This is a genomic window from Campylobacter concisus (assembly GCF_003048445.1).
Lineage (GTDB): Bacteria > Campylobacterota > Campylobacteria > Campylobacterales > Campylobacteraceae > Campylobacter_A > Campylobacter_A concisus_BF.
In genome coordinates this window covers 1-13,968 of the sequence record NZ_PIQW01000016.1, presented here as the reverse complement: position 1 = coordinate 13,968, position 13,968 = coordinate 1, and the positions used below count along the sequence as shown (strand labels likewise).

General features: G+C 41.4%; 9 protein-coding genes. 2 read left to right on the top strand and 7 right to left on the bottom strand.

Translation table 11 applies throughout. The annotated features are described in order from the left end of the window. Positions 1 to 36: 36 nt before the first annotated feature. The gene (locus tag CVT14_RS09540; RefSeq protein WP_107850208.1) at positions 37 to 870 is read right to left on the bottom strand and encodes an MBL fold metallo-hydrolase; all 834 of its coding nucleotides are present in this window, start codon (positions 868 to 870) and stop codon (positions 37 to 39) included. Between the two features lie 298 nt (positions 871 to 1,168). On the opposite strand from CVT14_RS09540, the gene CVT14_RS09535 reads away from it, so the two are divergent. After that, the gene (locus CVT14_RS09535) at positions 1,169 to 4,360 is read left to right on the top strand and encodes a S8 family peptidase (protein WP_107850207.1); all 3,192 of its coding nucleotides are present in this window, start codon (positions 1,169 to 1,171) and stop codon (positions 4,358 to 4,360) included. A 42-nt stretch (positions 4,361 to 4,402) separates the two neighbouring features. On the opposite strand, the gene ilvA is transcribed toward CVT14_RS09535, so the two are convergent. From ilvA to CVT14_RS09505, 6 genes are read right to left on the bottom strand one after another with little or no spacing between them, the layout of a single operon-like run. Further along, entirely contained in the window at positions 4,403 to 5,614 is a 1,212-nt protein-coding gene (ilvA, locus tag CVT14_RS09530; protein WP_009293964.1) for a threonine ammonia-lyase, read from the bottom strand. Between the two features lie 15 nt (positions 5,615 to 5,629). Beyond that, positions 5,630 to 6,739: a tRNA (uridine(54)-C5)-methyltransferase TrmA gene (gene trmA / locus CVT14_RS09525; RefSeq protein WP_107850206.1), complete on the bottom strand. Its 1,110-nt coding sequence runs from the start codon at positions 6,737 to 6,739 to the stop codon at positions 5,630 to 5,632. A gap of 2 nt (positions 6,740 to 6,741) precedes the next feature. Beyond that, complete coding sequence (locus CVT14_RS09520; protein ID WP_107850205.1) at positions 6,742 to 8,445, bottom strand: Na+/H+ antiporter NhaC family protein; 1,704 nt, start codon at positions 8,443 to 8,445, stop codon at positions 6,742 to 6,744. A 9-nt stretch (positions 8,446 to 8,454) separates the two neighbouring features. After that, positions 8,455 to 9,201, bottom strand: a complete 747-nt coding sequence (locus CVT14_RS09515; RefSeq protein ID WP_107850204.1) for an SDR family NAD(P)-dependent oxidoreductase — start codon at positions 9,199 to 9,201, stop codon at positions 8,455 to 8,457. An 8-nt stretch (positions 9,202 to 9,209) separates the two neighbouring features. Next, the gene (locus CVT14_RS09510; RefSeq protein WP_107850203.1) at positions 9,210 to 10,421 is read right to left on the bottom strand and encodes an ankyrin repeat domain-containing protein; all 1,212 of its coding nucleotides are present in this window, start codon (positions 10,419 to 10,421) and stop codon (positions 9,210 to 9,212) included. A gap of 36 nt (positions 10,422 to 10,457) precedes the next feature. Further along, positions 10,458 to 13,043: a bifunctional aconitate hydratase 2/2-methylisocitrate dehydratase gene (locus tag CVT14_RS09505; RefSeq protein WP_107850202.1), complete on the bottom strand. Its 2,586-nt coding sequence runs from the start codon at positions 13,041 to 13,043 to the stop codon at positions 10,458 to 10,460. Between the two features lie 122 nt (positions 13,044 to 13,165). On the opposite strand from CVT14_RS09505, the gene CVT14_RS09500 reads away from it, so the two are divergent. Further along, positions 13,166 to 13,624, top strand: coding sequence for a methylated-DNA--[protein]-cysteine S-methyltransferase (locus CVT14_RS09500; protein WP_107850224.1), 459 nt, complete (start codon positions 13,166 to 13,168; stop codon positions 13,622 to 13,624). The last annotated feature ends 344 nt before the right edge of the window (positions 13,625 to 13,968 follow it).

Below are 13,968 nucleotides of genomic sequence, written 5' to 3'. Positions count from 1 at the left end.
CATTTTATCCTAAATTTGTAAAGCAAAAGAAATTTATCACTCTGGCAAGGTGATGGGGCTCTTATAAGGCATGTGAGCGCCTACTATCTTTGTAGTCTCGTCCTCCAAGCCATCAAGCACCTTTTCTCTCGTTTTGGCAGCTTGCACTGGATCTATATCATAAGTGATAGATATGCTTGGCTCGACCTCTTGCACTGCTAGGACGTGAAGCAGGTCGGCTATAAAGATGATCTTGTCGTTATCTGACTCAAAGCTTATCATGTTGTGCCCTGGAGTGTGGCCGTAGGCTGGGATAGCCATGATCTTTAGCGCCCCGTCAAATAGTGGCTTTTTATGGTCAAAAAAGCTTTTATCATCCTTATAAAGCGATAAAATTTCTTTTGTCCTCTCATCTTTGCCCTTCATCCAGTAGTCCCACTCCTTTTCATCTATAAAAAGCTTGGCGTTTTTAAATGTCTTTTTATCGCCATCTATGAGCCCGCCTATATGATCAGGATGAGCGTGCGTGACGATGACGTAGGTTAGATCCTCTGGCTTTATATTTCCAAAAGTTTGCAGATCATACTTTAAAACCTCCAAGCTATCTTCATAGCCGCTATCTATGAGCGCTGTGTAGTCATCGCACTTTGCAAACATTACGTTGTGTTTGTTTGGTAAATTTTTAGTATTTGCCACAAGCTCTTTTTGCGCCTCATCTTTGGCTATTAGCTTATCTACTGGCGCGTCAGTCGTCTTTAGTGAAAATACATAAAGATTGCATCCGCCCATAGCTCCTATCCATACTTGATCGTTTTGCTTGCTAACCACCTCATCATCGGCACAAAAAGCTAAAGTGCAAAACAACACAAGGCTTAATAAACTCTTTTTCATATCTCATCCTTGAATAAATTTGCGAAATTTTAGTCCTGTAAATTTAATGAAAAATAATAATCCTTTAAAAAAATATATAAATAATAGTTTTAAAAATAGAGATAAGAAAAATTATATTTAAATAACTAATTTTAGATTAAGTCTTTTATAAAATATCTCATTAAATGTAAAACTAGCGTAAAAGACGTATATTTTTGTAAATTTAGCCTACGATTTTTCATTAAATTATTATTATTTTAATTAATAATTTATTTTAAGAATTTTAGAATTGGTTTAAATTTTATGTAAAGGACGAGATATGAAAAGATCCGTTTCAAGCAAAAAGTGCATCCTTTTAAGTGTTGCTTGCTGCACTCTTTTGCTTGCTAATCAGCTAAGTGCTAGCGAGCAAAACAGAGGTAAATTTGGCGATATAAAAAGCTGGCAGAGCGATGAGTACAAGGCCGACTGGGGTTTAGTGAGCATGAACGCAGCCGTTGCATATGCTCTTGGAGCAACTGGCAAAGGCGTAACGCTTGGTGTGATGGACTCTGGTGTGCTACTTAGCCATCCAGAATTTAGTGATGGCAGAGTAAGTGCGCTAAAAGTTTCTGGTAGCTATTATAAAGATGGTCAAAGATATCCTGACACAGAGTATGGCAACTCACCTCTTCTTAAAAAAGGCAGTGAAGAAAAAAACAAAAAAGACTTTGGTGACTTTAAAAAAGGTGAGGAATTTAGCATAGATGGCGACTGGATAGCTGGAGTAAACGACTCTCACGGCACTCACGTAGCTGGCACGATAGCTGCTTCAAGAGATGGTGCGGGCATGCACGGCGTAGCATTTGATGCAAGGCTTATAATGGGCAATACCGGCGGCACTGACGGCATGACATATGGTCCAAATCAAGACTACAACTTCTTTTTAAATTCTTACGAAGGACTAGCAAAGAGTGGAGCTAGAGCGATAAATAATAGCTGGGGCTCAAACCGTAAATTTTACAAAGCCTACGAAGGTGCTACTGGGTATGATGGCAGCAATAACCTAGATATCAAAGATCTTGATGCTGCATATAAAAGCTACTATCCATTTGTAGTAAATGGCAAAAATTTCTTAGATGCAGCCTATGAGGTCGCTACAAGATATGGCGTCATCCAAATTTTTACTGCTGGCAACAGAGATGGGATGAAAGAGTCATATACAAGAGCGATGCTTCCATACTTTAGACCTGATGCTGAGAAGTACTGGCTAAACGTCACTGGTCAGCTAGAGGGCGACACGCAGCGCTACAACACACCTGGTCACTCAAAATGGTGGAGCGTGGCAGCACCTGCAAAACCTATATACTCAACCGTCGTTGATCTAAAAACTAGCAAAGCAGACTACGGCACAAAAGGCGGTACATCAATGGCAGCTCCACACGTCACTGGCGCACTTGGTGTCATCATGCAAAGATACCCATATATGAATAACGCTCAGATAAGAGAGGTGCTACTAACTACTGCAAGGCAAATTCATGATGACTTCAAAGAGCCAGCTGATACTAGAAAAATTTCAGGCTTTAGTGCTGCACTTGGAGTGCCTGATGAGCGCTGGGGCTGGGGCGTAGTGGATCTATATAAGGCGATGTTTGGACCAGGTCAGCTTCTAGGAGTGTTTGATGTAAATTTAAATAGCGATGATATCTACTCAAACAATATAAGCGATGTGGCTATCAAATTTAGAAAAACAGAAGATGATGCAGAGGCTAAAATTTGGACCGAGCGCAAGGCTGAGCTAGAGAAAATAGCAAATTTAACACCAGAGCAAAAAGCCGAACTTGAGATAGGTAATGCTAGAGAAAGAGCAAGAGAGCTAAGGGCAAGTGAAGGCTACGAAGGTACTCTTATAAAAAGAGGTCAAGGCACACTAAGCCTAGCAGGAGACAACTCTTACACTGGCAAGACCATAATAAAAGGCGGCAAGATCACAGCTCTTAATCAATCTCTGAAATCAAGCGACGTGATAGTAGAAAATGGCGGCGCACTAGAAATTGTAAGAGAAATGAGCGTGCCAAAGGTTAGTAGAAATAAATTTACCTTGCAACTATCTTTAGGAGAAGTGACCAAAAAAAGCTCAAATGACGTAGTAAAAGCCACTATCAAATCAGGCGGTAGCTACATCGTCTCAAACGGCGCTTCAAATTTAGATCTAAACTTTGAGAAAAACTCATTTATAAACATAAGTGAGCCAAGCTTAGAGATCATGCAAAGGCTCTATAACGACAGCACAAAATCAAAGACATTTACTGCAACTGGAAATTTCAAAGGCTATGAAGATACCCTTTCAAAAGAGTATGCATTTTTTGATCTTAGCAAAAACTATAATGACAACAAGCTAGAGCTTACTCTTAAAAAATCAAAAAATACAATGACAAGCATCGCAGCTAATGACAACCAAAAGAAAGTTGCAGAGCTCATAGAAAGCACAGCTAGCAAGCCAGCGCTACTTCCTTCGCCATTTAGAAGCAGGCCAGCAGTTATTACAAGCGATCTTTATAGACACTTCATCTACACTACACCAAAAGAGGCAAAACAAACCCTAAAAACATTTGCAAATGAAGCAAATTTAGCTCAGCACAATGCATTTTTACTAGAAAGTATCATGCTAAAAAATGCAGTCATCAACCACGAATCTGACCCATTTGGCATAAGAGCAAGCGACTCAAATGGTATGAAATTTTGGTCAAATACCATGTTTGACGCTATGAAATTTAATGACATAAAAGCAAACTCTATGACACAGCTTTTTGGATTTGACGGCAGCGTAAATGACGCATTTGTACTTGGCGGTGTTCTTGGTGCTAGCACAGAAAAAGTAAAAGAAGACGGCGATGATGTCTATAAGACAAAAGGCAAAAGCATCGGCATCTACGGCAAAAGCGAGATCGCTAGCACTAAACTAGACCTTGGAGTACTATACACAGATGCTAAGCGCAAAACTCAAAATGGTGCAACAATCGCAAGCTTTTACTCAAACGATCATATAAAAAGCAAAGAAAAAGCGCTTAATGCTTATGCAAATTTAGCCCTAACTAGCTTTAATACAGAAAATTTCTCACTAAATCCTTATGTGGGTGCAAGCTATCTACGCATGAAAACTGATAGCACAAGCCAAAATGTAGGAATTTTCAAAATGGATGTTGATGAAAAAACTAGAAATTTAGGCATTTTTAGCCTTGGTCTAAACCCTAGCGTACCATTTAGCCTAGGTAGCACTAAGATGAAATTTGAAGCTGATCTAGCATACAACAGACTAGTTGGCGACACAAAACCAACTATCGGCGTGAATGTCGCAAATGCTGGATACCTAGAGCTAGAGGGCAAAGAGGTTAAAAACCTTGGCACAGCTAGCCTTGGCATAAAAGCAAATGTCTATAAAAATGTAAATTTAGGCCTTTCTTACACTGGAGCTTTTGCTAAAGATGTAAGATCAAACAGCGTAAATGCTAAATTTGAGATATTGTTTTAGTTAGAAATGCTCGCTACTTTAAAAGGTAGCGAGCTTATAAATTTAGAAGAGTTGAGTGAAAGAAAAGCCGTTTTTATTAAGTGTATCTTTGATCTTTTCTTGATGCTCAAGACCCTTTGTCTCAAGCGTGATAGTGATGCTTGCATCGCCGTAGTCAAGCTTAGTAGAGAAGCGGTCGTAGTCGATCTTGACGATGTTTGCATTTGCTGATTTTAGGCTATCAGTTAGGCTCATGAGCGCTCCTGGCTTATCTACAAGTGTGATTTGCAAGGTCATCTTGCGGTGAGACTTGATAAGACCCTTTTCGATGATGATAGAAAGCACCTGAACATCGATATTTCCGCCACTTAGCACCACGCCTATCTTTGCGCCTTTTTTAAATTTGATCTTATCATGCATAAGTGCTGCCACGCCAGCTGCGCCAGCTCCCTCAACCACGATCTTTTGCGTCTCTAGCAAAAATAAAATCGCAGTTGCGATCTCCTCATCATCGACCTGCACAAACTCATCAACGCACTCAACGATATTTTTAAGCGTTATCTCGCTCGCATCACGCACAGCGATGCCATCAGCTATGGTGCGAACTGACTTTGAGTTTATGCTCTTTTTAGCGCCGTAGCTGTTAAACATCGCTGGAGCGCCCTTTGCGCCGACGCAAACGACTTTAGTTTTTGGATTTACTTGTTTTATACAGCTTGCCACGCCGCTAGCTAGGCCACCGCCACCAACTGGCACTACAACCATATCAAGGTCGCTTATCTCATCAAGCATCTCAAGACCCACAGTACCCTGCCCTGCCATGACGTACTCATCGTTAAATGGATGAACAAAGGTCATATCTTTTTCTTTGGCGTAATTTACTGCAAATTCATACGCCTCATCAAAGTTATCACCTTTTAAGATCACTTCAGCGCCAAGATCCTTTGTGCCAGCTACCTTTAGAAGTGGGGTTGATTCTGGCATGACGATGCAAGCATGCACGCCAAATTCTTTTGCACTTATCGCCACACCTTGAGCGTGATTGCCAGCGCTTGCAGCCACGACGCCACGTTTTCGCTCCTCCTCGCTTAGGCTAGCTATTTTATTGTAAGCGCCTCTTATCTTATAAGCTCCGGTTCGTTGTAAATTTTCCTCTTTCAGATAGACATTTGCGCCTAAAATTTTGCTAAGTTTTGCACTTAGCGCAAACGGAGTTTTATTTACAAAGTGACCGATCGTTATCTTTGCTTGGATGATTTTGTTTAATGAAACCATTTTTCAACTTTCCTTTTAAAATTTATCTTTTGCCTCTAGTAGCACGCCACACTCGATGTGATGAGTGTTAGCAAACTGATCAAAGAGCGCAAATTTTATCACTTTATGGCTTTTAGTAAGCTCATTTAGATTTTCTTTTAATGTCTCTGGATTGCACGAGATGTAGATGATGTTTTTGAAATTTCTAATGAAATTTATGACGCTTTCACTAAGTCCTGCGCGTGGCGGATCTACAAGGACATGAGAGAAGTTAAAGTCGTTTAAGCTTATATCTTTTAGCCTATTAAACTCCCTAACGCCAGCAAATGCGCTCATCAGCTCATCAGCGTCCATGCGTAAAAATTTGATATTTTCTGCCCCATTTAGCTCGCAGTTTTTAAGGGCATTTGCGATCGAGCTTTTTGAAATTTCAGTGGCAAGGACGTTTTTAAATTTAAACGAAAGCGGGATAGTAAAATTCCCATGTCCGCAGTAAAGCTCCAGTAGGTCAGCGCCACCTTGCACGCACTCTTTTGCCCAAGCTATCATCTTCTCATTTACCGCTTTATTTGGCTGGATAAAGGCATTTTCACTTAGGCTAAATTTATAAATTTGCCCATCAACATTTAGCTCATCAACTAAATTTAGCTCGCCACTTAGAAGCTTTTGACCACGAGATCTAGCTAGGATCATGACATCAAGCTTGCTAGCTAGAGTTTTCATCACCGCTTCAAACTCACTATCAAGCTTTTTGTGATAAAGAAGCGTGACTAAGGTGCCGCTTTTACAGGCGATAAACTCCACTCCAAAGAGCTTTGTGCGTAAAATTTCATCATCTTGCAAGCTCTCAAGTAGCCTTGGCATGAGATGTGAAATTTGCTCGCAAACCTTTGGGCACTCATCTATGAAGACCTTTTTACCTTTTTCGCTTGCGTGCATCGTATAGCTAAGCTTGCTGCCCTCGTGCCAGATGCCAAACTCAGCCCTCGTGCGGTAGTGCTTTGGGCTTGAGCTAAAAACATCAAATTTACCCTCATAAAAGTGGGAGAAATTTTGCTTGATAAGATCAGTTTTAAATGAAATTTGCTCACTATAAGGGGTAAAAAGAGTGCATGATCCGCACTCTTTTAGGTATTTGCAGTCCAAATTTATGCCGCTTTCTCTTCGACTTTTTTACCGACAAATCTAACCAAAGCCCAAATCGCTAAAAATCCGCAAGGAAGTGCAATCCAAACGCTAAGACCAAGTGCGACCGGCAAGTAGCCAACAAGCACACAAACCGCACAAACGCTAAGTGCGTAGATCATCTGCGTTGAGACGTGATCGATGTGGCTACATCCTGCGCCCATTGATGAAAGTATCGTAGTATCAGAGATCGGCGAGCAGTGATCACCAAAGATAGCGCCAGTTAGAACGCTTGAGATATTTACGATCATATAAGCATGCATCGCATCGCCATCTAAGCCGTAGTTTTTGCCCACTGCATAAGCTAGCGGGATAGCTAGAGGCATCAAAATGCCCATCGTGCCGTAGCTGGTGCCAGTTGAGAAGCTGATAAATGAGCCAAGGATGAAAACAGCCACTGGCAAGATAAATTTAGGCGTTGAATCACTTAGCAAATCAACCAAATATCTTGAAGTGCCAAGCTCTTTTATAACCGCGCTAAGGCTCCAAGCAAGAAGCAAGATGACGACCGTGATGATCATAGTTTTCCAGCCCTTTACCCATGTGCTAATAGCCTCTTTTACATCAAAAATTTTGCGCCAAACACCCATGACAATAGCTACTATACTAGCAAGTAGTGCTGCTTGAAATAGCGATGTAGCAGAGTCAGCTGCGCCAAAAGTATCTTTAAATGTTGAAAATGAAAGTGGATTTGCAAGTGCATTTTTAAGAGTATCGCCCTCAAGTGCAGCAAGACCGCTGAAATAAAAGCTAGTAAATGCACCGATAACTAGCACAAGAAGCGGCACGATAGCATTTGAAGCGCTTAGCTTTACGCCCTCTTTTGGCTCAAGAGTCTTATCTTCAAGGTCTTGAATTTGAGTTTTGCCTGAGTGAAGCTCGCCTCTTCTAGCGCGTCTTTCGGCTGCTAGCATAGGACCATACTCGCGTTGCATCAAGGCTGTGCAGACGATAAAAAACAAGATAAAGAGGTTGTAAAATCTATATGGAATGGTCTCGATAAATATAGAATAAGCGTTTATGCCAGTCTCGCCGATAAGCTCATAGCCTTTTTCGATGAGCGAAACCTCAAGGCCAACCCATGTAGAGATGATAGCAATACCTGCAATCGGTGCTGCAGTAGCGTCGATGATGAAGGCTAGCTTTTCGCGGCTGATTTTAAATTTATCGCTTATTGGCCTCATGATAGGACCAACGATTAGGGCGTTTGCGTAGTCATCGAAAAATACAAAGATACCCATAAGCCAAGTTGAAATTTGAGCTGAAACGCCAGTTTTTGCCTTTTTGCTAAGCCAAAGAGCAACCGCTTTTGTGCCGCCCATCTTTGTGATGAGTGCGACCACGCCGCCGATACAAAGCACTTGAAGCAATATGCCAGCATCGGTGCTATCAGCCATTGACTCAACCACTCTTGAAACGATACCTGTAAAGCCTTTGATGATGCCCATAAAGACATTTTCATTAACGATATTTATAAGAAAAGTTCCACTAAAAACACCGATAAATAGCGACAATATAACGTCTTTTGTGATAAAAGCGAGTGCTATTGCCACAACAGGCGGTATAAGCGTGAATACGCCGTAAATTTCAGCGTTTCTCTTTGCCACTTCTGGATCAACTCCAAAAAGTACGGCACTAAAAAATAGTAACAATAAAATTTGTCTCACATAAACTCCTTAAAATTTTTCTATCGCAAGTCCAGCCCAAGTCTGCGTATTTGCCATGACTTCGACCCTGTTTATATTTACACTCTCAGGCATATTTAGGCAGTTAAGCAAAATGGTCGCTATATCCTCAGCTGTGATGAAATTTGTATTTTCATAAAGACTATCAGCCTTTGCCTTATCTCCCTTAAATCTAACCTCACTAAATTCAGTCTTGCAAAGCCCTGGCTCGATGTTTGTCACTCTGATATTTGTGCCAACTAGATCGTTTCTTAAATTTAGACTAAACTGCTTTACAAAGGCCTTTGTAGCGCCATAAACGTTGCTACCTGGATATGGCCACGAGCCAGCTGTTGAGCCAAGATTAAAGATATAGCCCTTTTCTTGCTTGTAAAGTAATGACAAAACCGCCTTTGTAGAGTAGATAAGACCCTTTACATTTGTATCTATCATCGTCTCAAAGTCCTCTACTTTCGCGTCTATCGTCTTCTCTTGTCCCAAGGCAAGTCCAGCGTTATTTACAAGCACTTCGATGTCTTTAAATTTATCAGGCAGGCTATCAACTGCGTCAAAAACAGCCTTTTTATCACGTATGTCAGCTACGATGATGTGCGTATCGCCAAGCTCGCTAGCTAGCTTTTTTAGCCTATCTTCGCGCCTTGCAAGAGCTACTATCTTGTAGCCCTCTTTAGAGAGTCTTCTAGCGATCGCCTCGCCAAAGCCAGATGTCGCACCTGTCACAAAAGCCGTCTTTTTCATATCTCTTCCTAATTAAAATTTGGCTTTAAACCAAGCTCTTCTAAAAATTTAATATTTTTTTCGTTTTTATCTTTAATCGCATAATCAAGCGCGTTAAATCCAGCATCATCAGTGGCGTTCATATCAGCGCCGTTATCTATCAAAAGCTTTAAAATTTCTGGCGTCGCGTGAGCTGCTGCATGCATGAAAACGCTTCTATTTGTATGCTCCAAACCACACGTATCTTCTACTTGCATCATGCCTAAATTTATCATATTCATCTTAGACTGCTCGTCGATGTAGCTCTCGTTTGCATTGGCCCCGCTCTTTAGCAAAAGCTCGCAAAGAGGCGCATCCTCAAACTGCACAGCGTAAAAAAGCGCACTTTTGCCAAAGAAATTTTTGTGATTTACATCGGCTCTGTTTTTAAGCAAAATTTTCACATTTTCTAAATTTTTAAGAGCAAAAAAGAGCGGCGTCTCATCGCCTAAATTTAGATCCGCCCCGCGCCTTATAATCTCTTCTATCATCTCGCTACTTTTGTCATTTAGCAGTGCAATATCAAGTAAATTTGTAAGCTCAGCGGTGGTGAAATTTTTAGAATAAAGCAAATTTGCAAGCTCGTCTTGGCTTAGCTTTTGAGCCATCATCTTTTGCTCAGAAGTTAGAGTTTTAGCCTTATTTACCTTTTTGCCCACACTAAAGCTTAAAAACTCATTTATCACGCTAGTTGCGTAGTAGGCGGCACTTGCACTATCAACGCCTAAAGCCTCGTAAAATTTAACCAGCGGAGTTTGAGCGTTTTTATAAGCTTCGCTGAATTTTTTATATTTTAAAAAGTTAAACAAGCTCTCATTCGCCCAGTATCTAAAGTACTCCATTTGAGCATCTTTTTGAGCCTCGGCAGCCTCTGGTTTTGCAAGCTCTTTTTGATAGATATCAGGAGCAAACGAGGCTTTTAGTAAGATCCATCTAAATTTATTTAAATTTTCTCTGTAAACGCCCTCGCCAACGCAGCTTTGAGACTCACTCCTCACAGCCACACTCGCATCAAAAAGCTCTTTTACCTCTTTTAAATTTAAAAGTGAGCCATCACAGTAAAATAGCCCCTCATTCGCGTAAGCAAGCTCGTTTGGAGTAGTTTTAAAGCTATCTTTTTTAGCAAGATCACCGCACTCTAATGCGTGTAAATTTACAAAAAGAAAACTGCTAAAAAAGAGAAAAAAAGCTACTTTTTTCATCAAAGCTCCTTAAAATTTCGCGATATTGTAACAAATTTATATACTAAACTCGCTTATTTCATTAAAATTTAGGTATTTATAAATTTGATCTTTGTTTAAACTAAGACTATCTCTTACTATTTTTTTATACTCACTAACGCTTGGCAAACGCCCTAGCAACGCGCATACAGCGGCCAGCTCGGCACTTCCTAGATAGACCTTTGCGCCCATGCCCATTCTGTTGTCAAAATTTCTAGTCGAGGTCGAAAAAACAATGGCATTATCGTTCACTCTTGCTTGATTGCCCATGCAAAGCGAGCAGCCTGGCACCTCTGTCCTAGCATTTAACCTTTTAAAAATTTCATAAACGCCCTCATCTTCAAGCGTCTTTTTATCCATCTTTGTTGGCGGTGCTATCCAAAGCCTAGTAGTAAGCTTGCTCTCACGCTCTAAGATCCTAGCAAGCGCCCTGTAATGCCCGATATTTGTCATACAGCTACCCACAAAGACCTCGTCGATGTTGTGCGCTCTTTTGCTATCAGCTAAAATTTCACTTAAAGTCGCCACGTCGTCTGGGTCGTTTGGACAGGCCAAAATCGGCTCATCTATCTGCGACAAATCAATCTCTAAAATTTCAGCGTATCTTGCGTCCTTGTCGGCTCTTAAAAGAGTTGGGTTTTCTAGCCATTTTTGCATCTTCTCTTTTCGTCTAGCAAGCGTTTCATGGCTCTCGTATCCTGCTTTTATCATTGCTTCAATTAGCGCAACGTTTGAGCGAACGTACTCCGCGACGCTAGCCTCGCTTAAATTTACCACGCAAGCAGCCGCCGAGCGCTCAGCCGAAGCGTCACTTAGCTCAAATGCCTGCTCCACTTTTAGGCTCTCTAGCCCTTCTATCTCTAAAATTTTGCCCGCAAAAATGTTCTTTTTATTTTTCTTTTCAACGCTTAAAAGCCCTTTTTTGATAGCAAAATAAGGTATCGCATTGACAAGATCACGAAGCGTCACGCCCTCTTTTAGCTCGCCTTTAAATTTGATCAAAACTGACTCTGGCATATTTAGCGGCATCATACCAAGCACCGCCGCAAACGCCACTAGACCGCTGCCCGCTGGAAAGCTAATGCCAATAGGAAATCTCGTGTGACTATCGCCGCCAGTGCCAACGCTGTCAGGCAAGACCATGCGGTTTAGCCACGAGTGGATGACGCCGTCACCTGGTTTTAGGCTCACACCGCCACGTAAATTTATAAATTTAGGCAAGCTCTTTTGCATCTCAAGGTCGCTTGGCTTTGGATAAGCAGCCGTGTGGCAAAAGCTTTGCAAGACAAAATCCGCCCCAAAACTAAGGCTAGCAAGCTCTTTTATCTCATCTCTAGTCATAGGCCCAGTGGTGTCTTGCGAGCCAACGGTCAAAATTTCAGGCTCTACGTAGGCCCCAGCTCTCACGCCAGCCTTACCGCAAGCCTTGCCGACCATCTTTTGAGCGAGCGTATAGCCACCGCCTAGCTCTTTTGGCTGATCTGGCTTTATGAAAATTTGCTCCTCTCCAAGTCCCAAGGCCTCTCTAGCCTTTTTGGTGACTTGCCTACCTATCATCAAAGATATCCTGCCACCTGCTCTTATCTCGTCACTTAGGGTGTTTGGGCTAAGTTTAAAATTTGCCACGAGCTTTTTTTCATTGCCTGCGAGCTTATAAATTTCGCCTTTAAATGGATAAATTTCTATCTCATCGCCCATTTCTAGCTCATTTACGTTTGCAACTATCGGCAGTGCGCCGCTATCTTCGGCGGTGTTAAAAAATATCGGAGCTATGGTCGTGCCGATCACGATGCCACCGGTTTTTTTGTTTGGCACGCCCTCTATCTCATCGCCAAGGTGCCACTGTATAGAGTTTATACCACTCTTTCTGCTGCTGCCAGTGCCGACCACGTCGCCAACATACGCCACGCTCTTGCCGCGACTTTTTAGCTCTTTTAGGACCTCTAAGCCCTCAGGCATCTTTTTAACGAGCATCGCCTTTGCATGAAGCGGTATGTCAGCCCTTGTATAGGCCTCGCTTGCAGGGCTTAGATCATCAGTATTTGTCTCGCCAGGCACCTTAAAAACCACTGCCTTTATGCACTCACTAAGTGGCTTTTTGTGTGTAAACCACTCAGCGTTTGCCCATGAGGCAAGCACCTCTTTTGCAAATTTATTGCTATTTGCTAGCCTTGCTATCTCGTCAAAATGCTCATGCACCAAAATGATATTTTTTAGCTCATTTGCCGCAGCTTGCGCGATAACATCATCGCTATTTTTTAGCGCTCGCACCAAAATTTCTACGTTGTATCCGCCAAGCATCTTGCCTAAAATTTTAATGGCACAAACTGCATCAAGGCCGTCTATCTTAAGACCTTCTATCACCTCGCCAAGAAATTCCGCCTTTATCTTTGCCGCGTCATCAACACCTGGATTTACGCGATTTGTGAGCAAATTTATAAGAAATTTTAGCTCGTTTTGCGCCTTCTCATCGCCGCTAGAGTCGCCAGCAAGTCTCATTAGCTCACAAATTTCACTTGTTTGCTTGGCATTTAGCGCAAGCGGTGGCACGCCCTCTTTTTCTCGCTCACTCACGTGTTTTTCGTAGTCGGTAAAAAAGCTCATAAATTTCCTTTGTGATTTTGCTCGTTTTTAGTCCAAAATCGCTGATTTTGCTTGCATTTTATCAAAAAGCAAAACAATCTAAAGTAAAATTTGCCCAAAATTTCAAATTTCAAGGAGCAAATGTGTCAAAAGCCTACCTAAAATCGCCCATTGGAATTTTAGAGATCGTTGCTAGTGAAAGTGGAATTTGCGAGATAAATTTTGTAGATAAATTTGAAAAAGTAGCGATAAAAGATGAAAATTTAAAGCTTTGTTTAGACGAGCTAGAGGCTTATTTTAAGGGCAAGCTTAAAAAATTTAGCGTTAGACTTGATATAAAAACGACCAAATTTAGAGCCAAAATTTATGACGTTTTACAAAAAGTGCCATACGGCGAAACTACCACATACGCAGCTCTTGCAATTGCTGCAGGTCATAAAAACGCTTACCGAGCAGCAGGCTCAGCAAATGCCAAAAACCCAGTGCCTATCATCGTTCCTTGTCATAGAGTGCTCTCTAGTAGCGGCCTTGGTGGCTACTCAGGCGGCGAAGGCTTGCCAACTAAAATTTGGCTACTAGAGCACGAAGCCAAGCATAAATAGCTATAAATTTAAATTTGACCTTCAAAAGTTTTCATTAAATTTTAAAATTTATGAGCGTGTATATCACATCGCCAAATTTAAACTTGCTAGAGTTTTAAAACGCATGCAGTGCGTTAGCACTGGGGCATGCCACTTTGAACGTGCGAGGGGATTGTGGGATCTAAAGGAAGATAAGGGGACGGCTTCGTAATTTAAGTCCCCTTGTCTTCCTTTTGGATAAAAGAGATTAAAAATTAAAGTCTATATTTTAAAAGTAGAAATTTATTATTTTGCAAATTTTAAAATCTTACTCACTCGCCTTAGCAGACTACTAAATCTAGGCTGCACTTCGTTTAGCACTAAAT

Excerpts from the sequence above, each read along its gene's own strand:
- CVT14_RS09540 (WP_107850208.1), bottom strand. The coding sequence starts at position 870 with ATGAAAAAGAGTTTATTAAGCCTTGTGTTGTTTTGCACTTTAGCTTTT.
- CVT14_RS09535 (WP_107850207.1), top strand. The coding sequence starts at position 1,169 with ATGAAAAGATCCGTTTCAAGCAAAAAGTGCATCCTTTTAAGTGTTGCT.
- ilvA (WP_009293964.1), bottom strand. The coding sequence starts at position 5,614 with ATGGTTTCATTAAACAAAATCATCCAAGCAAAGATAACGATCGGTCAC.
- CVT14_RS09515 (WP_107850204.1), bottom strand. The coding sequence starts at position 9,201 with ATGAAAAAGACGGCTTTTGTGACAGGTGCGACATCTGGCTTTGGCGAG.
- CVT14_RS09510 (WP_107850203.1), bottom strand. The coding sequence starts at position 10,421 with ATGAAAAAAGTAGCTTTTTTTCTCTTTTTTAGCAGTTTTCTTTTTGTA.
- CVT14_RS09505 (WP_107850202.1), bottom strand. The coding sequence starts at position 13,043 with ATGAGCTTTTTTACCGACTACGAAAAACACGTGAGTGAGCGAGAAAAA.